At 63.8% G+C, this 15951-nt stretch carries 18 protein-coding genes; 16 read left to right on the top strand and 2 right to left on the bottom strand.

What is annotated here, in order from left to right:
• Window positions 1–105: 105 nt before the first annotated feature.
• The 4 genes from ACYVKX_RS22855 to ACYVKX_RS22840 all read left to right on the top strand — a co-directional run bounded on the left by ACYVKX_RS22855 (window position 106) and on the right by ACYVKX_RS22840 (window position 3129).
• Window positions 106–786, top strand: a complete 681-nt coding sequence (locus ACYVKX_RS22855) for an SRPBCC family protein (protein WP_460836006.1) — start codon at window positions 106–108, stop codon at window positions 784–786.
• 256 nt (window positions 787–1042) lie between these two features.
• Window positions 1043–1345: a Dabb family protein gene (locus ACYVKX_RS22850; RefSeq protein WP_460836005.1), complete on the top strand. Its 303-nt coding sequence runs from the start codon at window positions 1043–1045 to the stop codon at window positions 1343–1345.
• Window positions 1345–2277 (top strand): cyclase family protein, encoded by a 933-nt coding sequence (locus ACYVKX_RS22845; protein ID WP_460836004.1) that lies wholly within the window; start codon window positions 1345–1347, stop codon window positions 2275–2277. Before ACYVKX_RS22850 ends, ACYVKX_RS22845 begins: the two co-directional genes overlap by 1 nt.
• Window positions 2278–2304: 27 nt before the next feature.
• A complete protein-coding gene (locus ACYVKX_RS22840; RefSeq protein WP_460836003.1) occupies window positions 2305–3129 on the top strand; it encodes a carbon-nitrogen family hydrolase in 825 nt (274 codons plus the stop codon).
• 752 nt (window positions 3130–3881) lie between these two features.
• On the opposite strand, the gene ACYVKX_RS22835 is transcribed toward ACYVKX_RS22840, so the two are convergent.
• Complete coding sequence (locus ACYVKX_RS22835; RefSeq protein ID WP_460836002.1) at window positions 3882–4193, bottom strand: hypothetical protein; 312 nt, start codon at window positions 4191–4193, stop codon at window positions 3882–3884.
• A 103-nt stretch (window positions 4194–4296) separates the two neighbouring features.
• On the opposite strand from ACYVKX_RS22835, the gene ACYVKX_RS22830 reads away from it, so the two are divergent.
• From ACYVKX_RS22830 to ACYVKX_RS22795, 8 genes are all read left to right on the top strand, one after another.
• A complete protein-coding gene (locus tag ACYVKX_RS22830; protein WP_460836001.1) occupies window positions 4297–4521 on the top strand; it encodes a hypothetical protein in 225 nt (74 codons plus the stop codon).
• Window positions 4522–5111: 590 nt separating this feature from the next.
• On the top strand, window positions 5112–5942 hold the full coding sequence (locus ACYVKX_RS22825; RefSeq protein WP_460836000.1) for an ABC transporter ATP-binding protein: 831 nt from the start codon (window positions 5112–5114) through the stop codon (window positions 5940–5942).
• Window positions 5939–6769, top strand: coding sequence for an ABC transporter permease (locus tag ACYVKX_RS22820; RefSeq protein ID WP_460835999.1), 831 nt, complete (start codon window positions 5939–5941; stop codon window positions 6767–6769). Before ACYVKX_RS22825 ends, ACYVKX_RS22820 begins: the two co-directional genes overlap by 4 nt.
• Entirely contained in the window at window positions 6766–7542 is a 777-nt protein-coding gene (locus ACYVKX_RS22815; RefSeq protein WP_460835998.1) for an ABC transporter permease, read from the top strand. Before ACYVKX_RS22820 ends, ACYVKX_RS22815 begins: the two co-directional genes overlap by 4 nt.
• Window positions 7543–7621: 79 nt before the next feature.
• Window positions 7622–8680, top strand: coding sequence for an ABC transporter substrate-binding protein (locus ACYVKX_RS22810; RefSeq protein WP_460835997.1), 1059 nt, complete (start codon window positions 7622–7624; stop codon window positions 8678–8680).
• Window positions 8681–8699: 19 nt separating this feature from the next.
• The gene (locus ACYVKX_RS22805; protein WP_460835995.1) at window positions 8700–10097 is read left to right on the top strand and encodes a UbiD family decarboxylase domain-containing protein; all 1398 of its coding nucleotides are present in this window, start codon (window positions 8700–8702) and stop codon (window positions 10095–10097) included.
• Complete coding sequence (locus ACYVKX_RS22800; protein WP_460835994.1) at window positions 10097–10246, top strand: hypothetical protein; 150 nt, start codon at window positions 10097–10099, stop codon at window positions 10244–10246. Before ACYVKX_RS22805 ends, ACYVKX_RS22800 begins: the two co-directional genes overlap by 1 nt.
• A gap of 294 nt (window positions 10247–10540) precedes the next feature.
• On the top strand, window positions 10541–11161 hold the full coding sequence (locus tag ACYVKX_RS22795) for a UbiX family flavin prenyltransferase (protein WP_460836069.1): 621 nt from the start codon (window positions 10541–10543) through the stop codon (window positions 11159–11161).
• A gap of 152 nt (window positions 11162–11313) precedes the next feature.
• Here ACYVKX_RS22795 and ACYVKX_RS22790 read toward each other — a convergent pair whose 3' ends face one another.
• Complete coding sequence (locus ACYVKX_RS22790) at window positions 11314–12006, bottom strand: GntR family transcriptional regulator (RefSeq protein WP_460835993.1); 693 nt, start codon at window positions 12004–12006, stop codon at window positions 11314–11316.
• Between the two features lie 573 nt (window positions 12007–12579).
• Here ACYVKX_RS22790 and rplU point away from each other — a divergent pair.
• The 4 genes from rplU to proB all read left to right on the top strand — a co-directional run bounded on the left by rplU (window position 12580) and on the right by proB (window position 15920).
• On the top strand, window positions 12580–12888 hold the full coding sequence (gene rplU / locus ACYVKX_RS22785) for a 50S ribosomal protein L21 (protein ID WP_460836068.1): 309 nt from the start codon (window positions 12580–12582) through the stop codon (window positions 12886–12888).
• Between the two features lie 22 nt (window positions 12889–12910).
• Window positions 12911–13165: a 50S ribosomal protein L27 gene (gene rpmA, locus ACYVKX_RS22780; RefSeq protein ID WP_460835991.1), complete on the top strand. Its 255-nt coding sequence runs from the start codon at window positions 12911–12913 to the stop codon at window positions 13163–13165.
• 93 nt (window positions 13166–13258) lie between these two features.
• Window positions 13259–14821, top strand: coding sequence for a GTPase ObgE (obgE, locus tag ACYVKX_RS22775; protein ID WP_460835990.1), 1563 nt, complete (start codon window positions 13259–13261; stop codon window positions 14819–14821).
• Entirely contained in the window at window positions 14811–15920 is a 1110-nt protein-coding gene (proB, locus tag ACYVKX_RS22770) for a glutamate 5-kinase (protein ID WP_460835989.1), read from the top strand. Before obgE ends, proB begins: the two co-directional genes overlap by 11 nt.
• The last annotated feature ends 31 nt before the right edge of the window (window positions 15921–15951 follow it).

Here is a 15951-nt window from a genome sequence, read left to right as displayed (position 1 = left end):
GCTTGCCAGCGAGCGACACTTCTCGGGCTGATCCGCTCGTCTCCAGGATCGCGAGGGCATTGTGGATCCTACTCCTCAGCTCGGTTAGCACGAAAGGTAGGAAATATGGAATTGGCAAATACATTTCGGGTAGCAGCATCAATTGACAGTGCCTGGAGCGTTCTTACCGACGTGCCGAGGGTTGCGGCGTGCCTCCCCGGGGCTCAGCTACTTGAATCGACCGATGACGAGTATCGCGGTCTGCTAAAGGTCAAGGTCGGGCCGATCAAGATGCAGTATCAAGGGACCATGAAGTTCCTTGAAGTGGATGAATCCTATAGAAAGCTGATATTGAAGGGCGAAGGACGTGACGCGCGTGGCCAAGGCGGTGCCAGTGCTCTCATAACGGCGCAACTGGTCGAGGAGGAGGAGTTCACGCGAGTCACTGTTATGACCGATCTTCAAGTCACCGGAAAGGTCGCCCAGTTTGGGCGCAACGTGATGGCCGACGTCTCGGAGAAGATGGTCAGCCAGTTCGCTCAGAACCTCGAGGCCGAGGTTTCAGGGAAGCGCTCGTCTGTCACGCAGTCTGACCCCAATCTGTCTGGGATTCAAAGTGGGACTCCACCAGATCGCGACGAGGACTCGCGCTCCGCCGAGTCCCTTCGATCCACAGAACGCGCAACGGACGATTACGTGGACTTGACAAGCGCGCTTCAACACTCTCTTGCCCAGCGAACGCGTCCTCTCGTGGTGGCGGGACTTGTTGTGGTCGTGCTTGTTTGGATTGGGAGCCGAAGGCGCTAGCGTGCTTCGACTCGTTGGCTCGGGCCGCGTTCCGGGGCTGTGCGCCGTGCCAGGGGCCATCACGTTCTCAGCGCCCCGCGCGGCTAGCTTGCGACGGAGACCGGCCCCGTCAGCATCCATGCTCCGGCCCAATCTGTAGAGCCTGCGGCCGTATGGCGCAGACCGCCAATGGCTCTCGACATGGATCCAGCATCAAGTATATAGTGTACGACAACTCAGCTCGGCGACCCCCATGTTCGACTAAGAGGAGAGTGTCATGTTGCGTCATGTGTTCGCTTGGCGGGTGGCTCCAGGTCACGATGCCGATGAGATCATCGAGATTCTCAATACCCTTCCCAGAGAACTCCCCGAGCTGATCAAAGGTTGGAGTGTCGGCCAACACAGTGGGGACACGGGCGAGAACGGATCGCCATGGGACGGCGCCCTAATCACTGACTTTGAGTCGTGGGAGGGCCTGGAAGCGTACAACAACGACCCTTATCACCTGGAGGTCATCGAGAGACTGTTGCCGATGTTCTCTGATCGCGCGGTCGTGGACTTCGAGACGCAGGAATCCTGATGCTGGACACTCGCAAGGCCGGAGTCCACGTCTCGACCAGTCCGTATGGAGAGGACGACCAACTGGGCGCCTTGAATCGACTGACGCCAGTTTCCCAGGCGGAAATTCTCAAGAGGGCCGACGGGTCGAAGGTCTATGATCTGAGCATCGACTACTTCGTCGGAATGCCTAGCTTCCAGGCAGCAGGAGACCCGGCATATCAGATCTTTATGAGCCACACTCCGGAGGGGACCGTCGTCGACAATCTTAATGGCGTCGGAGATTCGGTCAATCGGAAGGTGTGCTACTCGGGCGACGTGGTGTTCATGTATACGCACACCGGCACGCACATCGATGCGCTCAATCACTTCGGCGTCGACGGCAAGATTTACAACAATTTCGACCCTAGTGAACACCTGGGTAGCCGAGGTTGGACGAAGGGGGGCGCTGAACAGATCCCGCCCATGATCGCGCGCGGGGTCCTCTTGGACATCGCTCGCCTTAAGGGTGAAGATTGCCTCTCGGATTCTTATGCGATTACGGTAGAAGATTGCGAAGAGTCCCTACGTAAGTCTGGTCTTACCTTGACCGAAGGCGATGTAGCACTAGTCCGCACTGGCCGGATGCGCTACTGGCCGGACGGGTCGAAGGTGCTTGGGAACCCCCCCGGGCTCTCATTGGAAGCCGCTCGGTGGTTGACGGATCAAGGAATCGTGGCCATCGGTGCAGACCAAGAGTGTGTGGAGGTCGGTCCGTCACAGTATGACGACAATTGGCTGCCAGGTCATTGTCACTTCTTGGCGGAGGCAGGCGTCCCGATGATCGAGTTGCTGGACCTTGAAGGCATTTCCGAAGATGAGGTCAACGAGTTTTGCTTCATCGGAGCTCCTATTCGTCTTCGAGGTGCAACCGGTGCACCTCTTCGGCCACTCGCGATGCGACTCATTGGATAGCGTGGGATTCACCTGAGGGCGAGAACTATGATTCGCATCCATCTACTTCAGATCGCCTCTCATGATTCTGAACAGGTTTATGAACGGATCGAACGCGTCTCTGCCCTGGTTAAGAGGCAGAAGGGTGCCGACTTGGTGGTACTCCCTGAGCTTTGGTCCCATGGCGGTTTCGCTTATGACGAATGGCAGAATTGTGCTGAGGATCTAGGTGGGCCTACTCTCACGGCATTGTCTGAAGCGGCGGCATCAATCGGGGCTACGGTCCACGCTGGTTCACTGATTGAGCGCGGAGAGGGCGGTGAGCTAGGTCGCGACCTCTGGAACACCTCGATCGTTTTGGACCCGCGTGGCCGAGTCGTCGCCAAGTATCGCAAGATTCATAGGTTCGGCTTCGGTGAGGGTGAACCTGAGCTCCTTGAGCAGGGCGACGATCTGGTGTGGGCGCCTTACCTCTCCGATCGTGCTTCGCCTGTCCGGCTAGGCCTCGCAACCTGTTACGACTTGCGATTCCCCGAGCTGTTTCGCACGCTTGCAGATCGGGACTGCGGCATATTCGTGATCCCAGCGGCGTGGCCGGCCGAGCGCGTCGAGCACTGGGTCACCTTGGGCCGCGCTCGCGCGTTGGAGAATCAAGGCTTCGTGATTCAGTGCAACTCTTCGGGCACTAGCAACGGCGTTGTACTGGGTGGCCTCAGCCAAGTTGTCTCCCCGTATGGAGAGATAATCGCGCAAGCCGGCACGGGGGAGGAGGTGCTTGTATGTGACGTGAACGAGGAGGAAGTTGTGGCCTACCGAGCAAGCTTTCCTGTTCTAGCAGACCGCAGAATTCAGACGGTTCCGCTAGATAATTGATGATTCTGGGTGATTCGGTCTGTGCCGCTTCGGTCTGAGGAGGTAGAACCCCTATCGAAGGAGCCGCAGGTGCCGGGTCTGGGTCGTCCGACCGTACAGAACGAGCTGACTGCTGAGGAGCGCGGGGCGCTGCAGCGGTGGGTGCGTCGTCACGCGTAGTCGCGGGCATCGGCGTTGTAATGCCGGATCGTGCTGGCCTGTGCGCAGGGGCCGCACCAACGTTGCGGTTGCCGACGATCTGGGCGCGAACAAGGCGACGGTCTCTTAAGGGAAGCACTGATCAATTCAAGGGCGGCGCCAGACGCCGCCCAGGCACGCACGCTGGCTTCGTTGCCGTCGCTCGAAAGACGCCCGGTCTGCCCACGCTCCGGCGCCTCGCCATCGCACGACCTCAGACGACGCTGGCATCCACCCGCATCGATCAGCACGTCCTTAGGCGGTTCCGCCGGTTCGCTGCCCGACCGGCTCGAGGGACTCGTCGATGCCCCGCGGCCTGACCCGGCCCGCGAGATCGGTGACGAGGGGGTCGTGGTGGAGACCCTGGAGACGACTTCGAAGGACGCACGCGACCCATTGGTCGGCTCGGGGGCTCGCCGAGCGGCACGGAGTCAGTCGGCAGACGGACTTGGAGATCTGGCGGGCGTCGGGCTCAAGCCGTGACGCCAGGACGAGTTCAAGGGTCTCTTCGGACCCGGATCGAGAAGGTTCGTGACTGGTGGCCTGTACCTGTTCCCGCCGGTCGCAGCGGCGGTCTACGCCGTGGATGAGAAGCCGCAGACCAGGCCCCGAACCGGTCCGTCCCGATGCTGCCGGTGTTGCCTACGACCCCGCAACGAGCCACTCACGACTACGAGCGCAACGGCGCCCTGGATCTGTTCGCCGCCCTGAAGATCGCCGCCGGCAAGGTCATCGCCGACCTGCGCAAGTCCCACACCCGCGAAGGACTTCATCGCGTTCTGAATAACGTCAACCGTGAGGTGGCCGCCGAGCTGGACGTGCACGTGATCCTTGGACAAACCCGTCCACCACAGACGCCCGGGTTGTACGCCTGGCTGCTGCGCCATCGGGGGTTCCACTTCTACTTCACTGCGACCTACGGGTCATGGATGAACATGGTCGAACGCTGGCTCTCGGGTAACGCGAAGATTCGCCGGATCTTCGGCCCTGGTGGCGCGGAGCCGCACGATCTCTGCGGGGTTCCTGACCACCAAGAAGCTGCAGCGCTCCGCCCACAACGGCGTCAAGGCTCTCGTCGCCGACATCCGTGGCTGGGTCGAGCAGTGGAACGAGGACCCGAAACTGTTCGTCTGGCACGAGAGTGCCGAGGAGATGCTCGACCGGCTCGCCGCCTACGGCGTCGCATCAAACAAAATGGCCTGCGCTTCAGCGTGAGAAAACTAGGGAAGGCCCCTCGACCGTTTCTCGACAGAACCAACGATCGAGTGGCTGCCTCGGGCAGCCGTGACTCTTGACACCTCAAGGCGCGATCTGCATAACATATCCAACATGAACTATGATTCTCGCTGTCCGTGCCGCACTGAGGCCACCTTGAGGGCAGTTGGAGTCGCACGCTCGTCGATGTTGACCTGCCGAGCTGCCATCACGAGCGCCCCAGGGAACGGCCCAAGCGTGGGAACAGTTCTCCCCCTCAGGAAAGCGCGGCCGCAAATAGTGAAGTCACCGGATCAGTTGGGTGACAGCTAGATGCGAAAGGGGGTCCGACCGGGAGGCGACCGTCAGCGACGGGGTCACCTCAATCTGGACCATAACGAGGGTGAACGCACCGGCGAGGCATCCACAGCTCGACACCCCACTTGGCGATGGCACGACAACCCCAACAGTTGTGGATCGAGTCCATATGAGGTCAACCGGAACTTCGCTATCGAGCATCGTGGATCGACCGTCGGCTTCGACTGGATCCACCGAGGAACCCCGCTGAAAGCGAACACCGTTCATCCGGCGACATCGAAGAAAGGGAGTTCATGACAACGTCGACGGAGATTCCTGAATCCGGAGTAGCCGGCCCACGGTCGGCGCGTATCGACATCCAGCACATCAGCTTGGCCTTCGAGAGCAAGCGCGCGGGTCGCGTGCAGGCGCTCGACGACTTCAATCTCGCGCTGGAGCCTGGAACGTTCTGCTGCATCGTGGGTCCCAGTGGCTGCGGGAAGTCGACGCTTCTACGAATTCTCGATGGACTGCAGGCGCCCGACCAAGGCCGAGTACTCCTCAACGGAGTCCCTGTCACTGAGCCGACCCTTGACATCGGCTTCGTCTTCCAACGCTACAACCTATTGCCCTGGCGCACGGTTCTGGCCAATGTCGAGTTCGGACTGGAGAACCAGGGAGTAGCCAAGGAGCGTCGCCGCGAGATCGCCCGGAGATGGGTGAAGATCGTTGGCCTGGACGGCTTCGAGCAACACTACCCGAGTCAACTCTCTGGAGGCATGCAGCAGCGCGTCGGTCTGATCCGCGCGCTGGCGATCGATCCTACGGTGCTGCTGATGGACGAGCCGTTCGGCGCCGTCGACGACCTGACCCGGATGAGGCTCCAGGAGGAGCTGCTCGGCCTGTGGGAACGGGAAAACAAGACGGTGGTCTTCGTGACTCACGATATCGAGGAGGCTCTCTATTTGGCCGACCGAGTCGTGGTGATGAGTGCTCGTCCGGGACGCATCGAGGAGGTCTTCGACGTCGACCTCCCGCGACCCCGGGATCCGAATATGCGAGCCACCCCCGAGTTCGGGGCACTCAAGGCAGACGTCCTGCGATGCCTGCATCTCACGGGCTCGATGGGAAGCGATACCCCGTGAGCACCGCCGTCGACGACCTGCCCGCGACGAACCCAATAAATGCAGAGGGGGCCCCGCGTTCTCGGATGAGTACCGCGCGTCGACACTTGCTCTATCGGGTCCTCGCGTACTCCAGCATTCTCGTTGTCTGGCAGGTGACTGCCATGATACGCGGCCCCTTCTATTTACCGACCATTCCTGAGGTTCTGGCGGCGATGCCCAGACTGGTCAGCGAAGGATATGTCGGAACATTGGCGATCAGTCTCGAGCAGTTGATCTATGGCTTCGGTCTGTCGCTTCTCGTCGCGATCCCACTGGGTGCCCTGATGGGAGCATCCAAGGCTGCCGACGCTGTCCTGACTCCCTTCGTGAACGCCCTCTACGTCACGAGCAAGGAGTCTCTGCTTCCGTTGCTCATCATCATCTTCGGCGCCGGAATGGGCTATCTGGTCGCGGTCGTAGTCTTCTTCGCCGTCTTCTTCCCGATCATGAACACCGCCGCCGGCGTGCGCTATGTCGAGGGCTCGGTCACGGAGATCTCGAAGGCGTTCTGTACCGGCCGATGGCGGACCTTCACGCGGATCTACCTACCGGCGGCGGCGCCTTTCGTGATTGCCGGAGTCAGACTCGGGTTGGGTATGGCCATCAAGGGCATGGTGATTGCTGAGATCTGGATCTCGATCGGAACGGGCTATCTACTGCGGCAGTTCGGGGGTCTGCGGGAACTCGATCTCTACTTCGCCTTGGCGATCCTGATCGTTGCGGTCGCGTTGCTGGCTGACAAGATGCTCCACCTCGTCGAGACCCGACTGCTGCATGGGACGACACAAGCGGGGAGCCGAGCATGAGTGCCGTTGTCGCCTCCGTGATGGAGCACCGCCTGGCGCGGGTGTTGGTCTCGACGTTGTCGGTTAGCTGTGCCCTGGTCGTGTGGGAGATCGCGGGAAGTGCCGGCAGTCTCTTCTGGCTGCTGCCACCATCGGAGATTCTCACGACGATGTGGGCTGAGGTGCTGAATGGCGCGTTGCCCCGGGCCGCCACGCAGACGCTCTTCGTGGCGTTGGTCGGAGTGGTAGTCGGCTCGGTGCTTGGTGTCGCGATCGGGACGCTGATGGGCCAGTTCCCAGCCTGGGACGCCATCTTGGACCCACTGGTGAAGATCGGGTTCACTTCGCCGCTCGTGATGCTCGTCCCCGTCATCTCCATCTACCTCGGCATGGGCACCACCGCCAAGATCTCGTTCACTGTGCTCTTCTGCATCTTCGTCGTCATCATCAACACCGCCGCCGGTTTGCGCGAGGTGCCCGTCGAGGTGATGGAGATGGCGCGGGCCTTCACGGTCACTCCGCGTGCGATGCGGTTTCAGATCCTGTTGCCGTGGGCGGGGCCCTACGTCCTGACAGGCATCCGGATGTCAGTGGGGCGCAGCATCCAGGGCGCCCTCATCGCAGACATGTTCCTGCGTGCCGAGGGCATGGGGCTCTACATGATTCGAGCGGGCAGCAGCTTTCAACTCGCGAAGTTGTATGCGGCCGCGCTAGCTCTGACATTAATGGGTGCGCTCGTGATGTCGCTGGCACAGGCTGGCGAGAACCGCCTCCTTGCTTGGAAATCCTCCTGACGAACGAAAGGTATGAGCGGTTCGGTTCTCGGACTCCATATCCACCACTTGGAATCCACCACTTCGGAAGGGCACCATCATGCGCATTACCCATGCACGACTGCGACCCAGCTGGGTCGCGCTGGTCACAGTCGCCGCCGTGACGCTGTCAGCCTGCGGCGGCAGCGGCTCCGACGACGCGAGCGCCGGTGACGGCCTCAAGTCCATCAAGGTCGCATGGAGCAGCGAAGCTTCCGCCTACATTCCCCAGAGCCAAGGGCCCTGGCGCTATGGCGCCGACTTCGGCTTGGCCCAGAAGGAGAGCGACATCACCCAGGTCTCCTCCAGCGCGACCGCGATCCAACTGTTGCTCTCGGGTCGTGCCGAGGTGGTCACTGGCTCGTTCACCGCGTTCATGCAGGCCATCGGCCAAGGCAATGACCTGCAGATGTTCTGCCCCATCCAAGGCGTCCTTACTGACGAGGTCGTGGGCGTCGGAGACGTCAAGGACATCAAGCAGGTAACCGATCCCAACGTGACGGTGGCTCTGGACGCCCCGGGTGGGCTCGTCGACGACATCTTCAACCACGTGTTCAGCGCCAACGGTATGGACATCGTGGTCGGCGACCTGTCGAAGGTCATCATTCTCGAGGACGGCGGTCTCCGCCTCGCGGCCCTGGCCTCGGGCGAGGCGCAGGTCGCGATGCTCGATCCCTTCGAGATCGAGGAACTCAAGAAGCAGCGCGACGACGTCAACACCTTGAGCCTGGTTGCCGAAGACATGAATGCGGTCGGGTTCGTGTATGCGGCCACGCCGGAATGGCTTTCCCAGAATCAGGAGCGGGCTGCCGCATTTTGCGCATCTGTCCTGAAAGCCAATCAGGTCGCGCTCGGTGATTTCGAGACCTACGTCAAGTGGGCGGAGTACGCCATGGATCCCGCGCCTGCCCGGGAAACGCTCAAGGTCAGTTGGGATCGCGCGAAGAAGTTCAACGTGTGGCCCGTCGACGGGAGTTCCCTCTCCCAGGAGACCTATGAGAGCGACCTTGAGATCGGAGTCCGCGGTGGTCAGATCCAGGGCGATGCTGCCAAGAAGGCGTACGAGGAAGTCATAGATCCTGGCGTGACAGAGGCCGCGGTCGGCCTGCTCAACCAGTGATGAAAGAACAGGAGATCCCGTGAGCAAGGACCTGCGCACATACATCGAACAACTCCAGGCAGATGGCGACGAGGATTTTCTGCCGATCGACAAGCCCGTGCACCCCTCGGCCTACGACTGCACCGCGATCCTAGAGAAGTTGGAGCGGCTCGACCGTCGTCCGATGGTGCTGTTCGGATCGACTCACGACGTCGAGGGCCGTCCCTCGTCGATCCCGATCGCTATGAACGTCTTCGGCACTCGGAAGCGTTGCGCCAAGGCACTCGACTTTGATCCCGCGGATTCTCAGATGCCGCTCTCGATGCATTTCGCGGCGCTCAGTCGCAAGTCCGTGGAGCCTGATCTGCTGTCACGTGAGCAGGCACCCGCTCAGGAGGTGGTCCTTACCGGATCGGAAGTCGACACCAGCACGCTACCTATCGTCTCCCACTCGGAGGGCGACTATGGGCCGTGTCTGACAATGACACTGGTGGTGAAGGACCCGGACACGGACGCCTATAACGTCGCATTCATCAAGGCCTTCTACGATTTCGAATCCTCACGACGTCTGCGGATCACCATTCATTCGACGGACTCGCTTCGTGCGTTGAAACTGTATGAGGACCGCAATGAGCCGATGCCCATCGTCGCCGTTCTGGGGCACCACCCGGCGTTCTATCTGGGGAGCATGGGACTGACTCCGTACCGCAATGACGACTACCACACCATCGGTGCCTTCCTTGGCGAGCCTTTGCGTCTGGTCCCGTCGGTGACCTGGGGTGAGGACTTCCTGGTTCCGGCTGATGCGGAGATTCTCATCGAGGGAACGGTCCCTCCCGGGGTGCGCATGGTCTGTGACCCGTTCGGTGACATCACGCGTCAGTACCAGGCTCAGACGCTGCGTCCCGTCATGGACATCTCTGCGGTCACCCACCGTAGGGAACCGATCCTGCAGGACGTGTTCGCCGGGCACCGTGATCACATGACGGTGGGACAGATCCCCAAAGAGGGATCGCTCTTCAACACCCTCACAGACCGGTTCGGCTCGATCATCAAGGCTGTTCACATGCCCTACTCGGGGTGCGGCAGGCTCGCCTGCTACGTCTCGATCGACAAGTCAGCCGAAGGACAGGCGAAGGCCGTTGCTCTAGCTGCGCTTCAGGAGTCGTGGACCTTCCAGTACGTCGTCGTCGTGGACGCCAACATCGACGTCTTTCACGAAGAGGACGTGCTCTGGGCGATGATGGTGTACACCGATCCCAGTCGCGACATCGACCTGGTCAACAACATTCCGACGGTTTTCACGACCGCTATGGGCTATCGCAAGGTCCTTATCGATGCAACTCGGCCACTGGACAGGGCGATGCCGGAACAGAACAGGGTACCGAACGACGCCTTGGATCGCATTCGTCTCGAGGACTTCATGGAGGGGATCTAGTGGATCGCATCTTCTGGGTGACCTGCCCACAGTGCCAGTACCGCTTCTCAGTCGACTACTCGTTGAGGCACGATCCCGAGGTGCGCCTCGAATGTCCGTCCTCGCGCACCCTGTTCGGCGTCGACGACGCGGCCTCGATCCTCGAATGAGGAGAGACCAGGTTGCCAAGCCCTTGCCCCCGAGGTCGAGGTGCCCCTGCGACTGATCCCGATAGCAGTTGCCGGGGCACGGGCGGTTCTGCGGATGTGCCGGCGGGGCCGACCCGCAGCGCCTGGGCGAGGCGGCCAACCCTGGCCGGCTGGCTGTGCACGTGCTCCTTCGGTGACTATCGCAAGCTCACCTGTCGGGTCGCGCGGAGTCACGAGCAGTCCGGGAGTTCGCCGCCTGTCTACTGCGGTAGGGGGAATCGCGACCGTCAACTCTCCTGAGGAGGTGCCAGGGTGATGGGGACCGCTTCGGAGACCCGGCGCGTGGTGGTCGCCCTGACCGGCGCAACTGGTGCGCTTTACGGCCTGCGGGCCCTTGAACTGCTCAGGGACGTGTCGGAGATCGAGACCCACGTGATCGTGACCAAGGGAGCTCGGGCCACCATCAGGACGGAACTCGATCGTTCTGGCGCCGAGGTCTCTGCGCTGGCCGACGTGGTCCATAGCGACGGCAACCTGGGTGCCAGCATCGCCAGCGGATCGTTTCGTGCTCACGGCATGCTAATCGCGCCCTGCAGCGTGAAGACCTTGTCGGGCATTGCCAACGCCTACGCGGACAACTTGGTGGTCCGTGCGGCCGACGTGATGCTCAAAGAGCGTCGCAGGTTGGTCCTGATGGTGCGGGAGACACCGTTGCATCTCGGGCACCTCCGTTTGATGATGGCGGCTACCCATGCGGGCGCTATCGTGATGCCGCCGGTACCAGCCCTCTACTCGAAACCCGGCAGCGTCCAAGAACTCGTCGACTTCACAGTCGTGCGGGCCTTGGACCTCCTCGACATCGAAGTCGGGGCAATCCGCCGCTGGACGGGGATGGGCCCGGCGGCACAGGTCGCCCTGGCGCCGGAGGAGCGATGACGGCCTCGGTGGAGGGCGATAGGGAGGTTGAGCGTGTGACCCGACGCCCTGGATCGACAGATGGGCTACTTGCCGAGTGCGGCCGCCCGCGAAAGACCGAATGCTTGCCGGGCCTTCTCTGTGGAAGAGAAGCGCGAGCGATGCCCGGTAAGTCAGGGAGCCAATTGTTGGTAGGCTCGCTCGCGACTGGCGTGCAAGTGGCGGCGTATGAGATCAGTAAGTGAGTCCAAGTCCCGTTGCTTCAAATGAGTGATGAATTCCTTATGCCTTTCAACGCTGCCCCGAACGGTGACGTCATCATCGATCATGGATGCCACAACATATCGCTCACAGGCGTTCCACAACATGTTGATGTGCCTCAGCAATAAGCCTGGGCCGATCGAGTCAAACATGGCGAAGTGAAATGCGCGGTGAGCCGCAAGCATTTCACGAGACTTTGGACGATCGCGCAGGCGCAACATTTCTTCCACCCAGTAATCCATCTGCTGAAGTGTCGCCTCGTCCACCTCATTTATAGCTGTGGCGGCAGCTAACAGCTCTGCTGACTCCAGGAGACTGTACGCATCGTGGACATCTCTTCTCGAGACCTTGGAGACCATCACGCCACGACGCGGAGCATTGACGACAAGACCCTCGCCTTCGAGGTGGCGAAGCGCCTCGCGCACTGGAATCCGGCTGCTCGAGAGTTCCATGGCAAGTTTCTCAACGGCGAGTCTAGATCCCGCAGGCAATTCTCCCAAGACGATTCTTTGGCGCAGCTCGTTAATCACGAACTCGCCGAGCGTTAAATGTCTTGTGACCCCATCAACCTGCGTATTGCGTGGTGCGGGAACAGTCTTCTCCATTATTACCTTCTATTACCTTTCGAGCCTTGCTGAATTTCCGGTTCTATCTATAGCTGAGATTCTGAACGGCCCCGAGAGTAGTTTGCGGCGAATCTACCGGGGACGATGGACCGGGGTGGTCTTGCAATAGTGTATCAAATAACCTGACGTAGCCCTATGGGCGGGTTGACCCCAACGAAGACGTCCGCGCGTGGGGCATTAGGGGCGGAGCCGGGGTGTTCGCCAGCGTGACCAGCACCGAGGCGGACCCGGCAACAGGAGCAGGTACGGCGCCGCCAGCGTGATCCGCAACGGCCGGTGAGCTGTCCGGCACGATGTCGCGCACCACCACCCACTGGGTGCCGGGGGCGGTGCTGCGTCGCCGCTCGGGGCCGGGAGGTGCTCTACTGGAGGACGGCGCTGGGCGACGGGCTGGTCGCCGCCGGTTTTGCCGAGCGACCGTGAACCCCTAGTATTGATCCTCGGTGCGCGCTGGGAAGCGCGCCCCTCTCTGTGCAAACGAGCCTGTGCGGCGCCGCCCGAGCGTTGCGCCCCAGAACCTGAACACGCTTGAACTCGACGAAGGAGACCGCGGTGTACGCGATCGTGCGCGCTGGCGCCACCCAACAGAAGGTTGCCGTGGGCGACGTCATCGAGATCGACAAGGTCGCAACCGAGGTCGGCGAGTCGGTGACCCTCCCGGTGGTCCTCGTCGTGGACGGCGAGTCGGTCACCTCGGACGCCAAGCTGCTCGGCAAGGCGTCGGTGACCGCCGAGGTCCTCGGCGGCACCAAGGGCCCGAAGATCGTCATCCAGAAGTACAAGAACAAGACCGGCTACAAGAAGCGCCAGGGTCACCGCCAGAAGTACACCCAGGTCAAGATCACCGACATCAAGGCCTGACTGGCCGAGAAGGACTGAAGAGATGGCACACAAGAAGGGGGCGGCGTCCACCAAGAACGGCCGCGACTCCAACTCCCAGCGCCTCGGCGTCAAGCGGTACGGCGGCCAGGTCGTCAACGCCGGCGAGATCATCGTGCGCCAGCGCGGCACCCACTTCCATCCGGGCAGCGGCGTCGGCCGCGGCGGCGACGACACGCTGTTCGCGCTGGTGGCCGGCTCGGTCCAGTTCGGGACCCGCCGCGGCCGCCGGGTCGTGAACGTCGTCCCGGGCGAGTGACCTGACGCTCGCACCCACGCAGCAGATCGAAGGGCGTCCCGGATCCGGGACGCCCTTCGGCATTTGCCGAGAACTTCCGAGAGAGTAGGCATCATGGCCGTCCCCACCTTCGTCGACCGCGTGACGCTGCACGTCAGCGCCGGGCGCGGCGGCAACGGCGTGGCGTCGGTCCACCGCGAGAAGTTCAAGCCGCTCGGCGGCCCGGACGGCGGCAACGGGGGCCCCGGCGGCTCGGTGATCCTGCGGGTCGACACCGACGTCACCACGCTGCTCGACTACCACCACAGCCCCAAGCGGCGCGCCGAGCACGGCGGCCACGGCGCCGGCGGCCACCGCAACGGCTCCCACGGCTCCGACCTGGTCCTGCCGGTGCCGGACGGCACGCTCGTGACCGACCCGAGGGGCACGGTCCTCGCGGATCTGGTCGGCCCCGGCACCGAGCTGGTCGTCGCCCAGGGCGGCCGGGGCGGCCTCGGCAACGCCGCGCTGGCCTCGTCCAAGCGCAAGGCGCCGGGCTTCGCGCTGCTCGGCGAGCCCGGCGACGAGCTGGAGATCGTCCTCGAGCTCAAGGTGGTCGCCGACGTCGGCCTGGTCGGCTTCCCGAGCGCCGGCAAGTCCAGCCTGATCGCCGCGATCTCGCGCGCGAAGCCGAAGATCGCCGACTACCCGTTCACCACGCTGGTGCCGAACCTCGGCGTCGTGACGGCCGGCGACACGACGTACACCGTCGCCGACGTCCCCGGCCTGATCGAGGGCGCCAGCGAGGGCCGCGGCCTCGGTCACGACTTCCTGCGCCACATCGAGCGCTGCGCGGCGATCGTGCACGTCGTCGACACCGCCAGCATCGAGCCGGGCCGCAACCCGCTCGACGACCTCGACGTGATCGAGAGCGAGCTCGCCCGGTACGGCGGGCTGGAGGATCGCCCGCGCCTCGTGGCACTCAACAAGGTCGACGTGCCGGACGGGCGCGACATCGCGTCGTTCGTGGTCGACGAGCTGAGGGAGCGCGGTCTCCGAGTGTTCGAGGTCTCGGCGGCGTCCGGCGAGGGGCTGCGCGAGCTGACCTTCGCGATGGCCGGGATCGTCGAAGCGGCCCGGGCCGCGAAGCCGGCCGTCGAGGCGACCCGGATCGTGCTGCGGCCGGCGTCCGCCGACGGCAGCGACGCGTTCACGGTCAGGCGGACCGGCGACCCTTCGACGGGCTCGGGACAACACGCCTGGCGGGTGCGCGGCGAGAAGCCCGAGCGCTGGGTCCGACAGACCGACTTCAGCAATGACGAGGCCGTCGGCTTCCTCGCCGACCGGCTCAACCGGCTCGGCGTCGAGACCAGGCTGGCCGCGCTCGGCGCGGAGGAGGGCGACGCCGTGCTCATCGGCCACCCGGACAACGCGGTCGTGTTCGACTTCAGGCCCGGCATCGACGCGGGTGTCGAGATGCTGGGCCGTCGCGGCGAGGACCAGCGCTTCGAGGAGTCCCGGCCCGCGGCCCGCCGCCGCCGGGCCATCGACGAGGCGATGGGCGATCGCGCCGAGGGCGAGACCCGCGCCGACGTGGCGCGACGCCTCGACCGGCCGGAGGCATACGGCCCCTCGTCGTACGAGATCGGCGGTGCCGACGACCCGGACCGGCCCGATGAGGGCTCCGATGAGGGCTGAGGTCACCGGCGCCCGCCGAATCGTGGTCAAGGTCGGCTCGTCCAGCCTGACCACGGCCGCCGGCGGCATCGACCCGGGGCGGGTGCGCGACCTGGTCGACGTCCTCGCGAAGCTGCGCGCCGCCGGCGTCGAGGTGGTCCTGGTGTCCTCGGGCGCGATCGCGGCCGGCCTCGCGCCGCTGGGGCTGAAGAGGCGTCCGCGGGCGCTGCCGGCCCAGCAGGCGGCGGCGTCGGTGGGCCAGGGGCTGCTGGTGCACCGCTACACCGAGGAGCTCGCGCGGCACGGCGTGATCGCCGGGCAGGTGCTGCTCACCGCCGACGACGTCACCCGCCGCTCGCACTACCGCAACGCCTACCAGACCTTCGCCAAGCTGCTCGAGCTCGGCGTGCTGCCGATCGTGAACGAGAACGACACGGTCGCGACCAGCGAGATCCGGTTCGGCGACAACGACCGGCTGGCCGCGCTCGTGGCGCACCTGGTGCACGCCGACCTGCTGGTGCTGCTCTCCGACGTCGAGGGCCTGTACGACGCCAACCCGTCCCAGCCCGGCAGCTCGCTGCTGCCCGAGGTGCTGTCGGTCGACGAGCTCGCCGACGTCCGCATCGGTCGGGCCGGGGCCGCCGGCGTCGGCACCGGCGGCATGCACACCAAGGTCGACGCCGCCCGGATCGCCGCCGGCGCCGGCATCCCGGTCGTCCTCACCTCCGCCGATCGGGCCGCCGCTGCGCTCGCGGGGGAGCGGGTCGGCACGCTGTTCCACCCCACCGGCCGCCGCCGCCCGACCCGGCTGCTGTGGCTCGCGCACGCGACCGAGCCCAAGGGCACGCTGCTGCTCGACGCCGGCGCCGTGCGCGCGGTCGTCGAGCGCCGGGCGTCGCTGCTCGCGGCCGGCATCACCGGCGTCGAGGGCACCTTCCACGCCGGCGACCCGGTCGACATCGCCGCGCCCGACGGCACCCCGGTCGCCCGCGGGCTGGTGAACTTCGACGCCGAGGAGCTGCCGCGGCTGCTCGGCCGCTCCTCCAGCGACCTCAGGCGCGAGCTGGGCAAGGGCTACGAGCGCGAGGTCGTGCACCGCGACGACCTGGTCCTGCTCTGACGACCCGGCAGTCGGAGCGCGGCAGGCACCG

The sequence above is a fragment of the Nocardioides hungaricus genome, from assembly GCF_054782915.1.
This window is presented reverse-complemented; position numbering and strand designations above follow the sequence as displayed.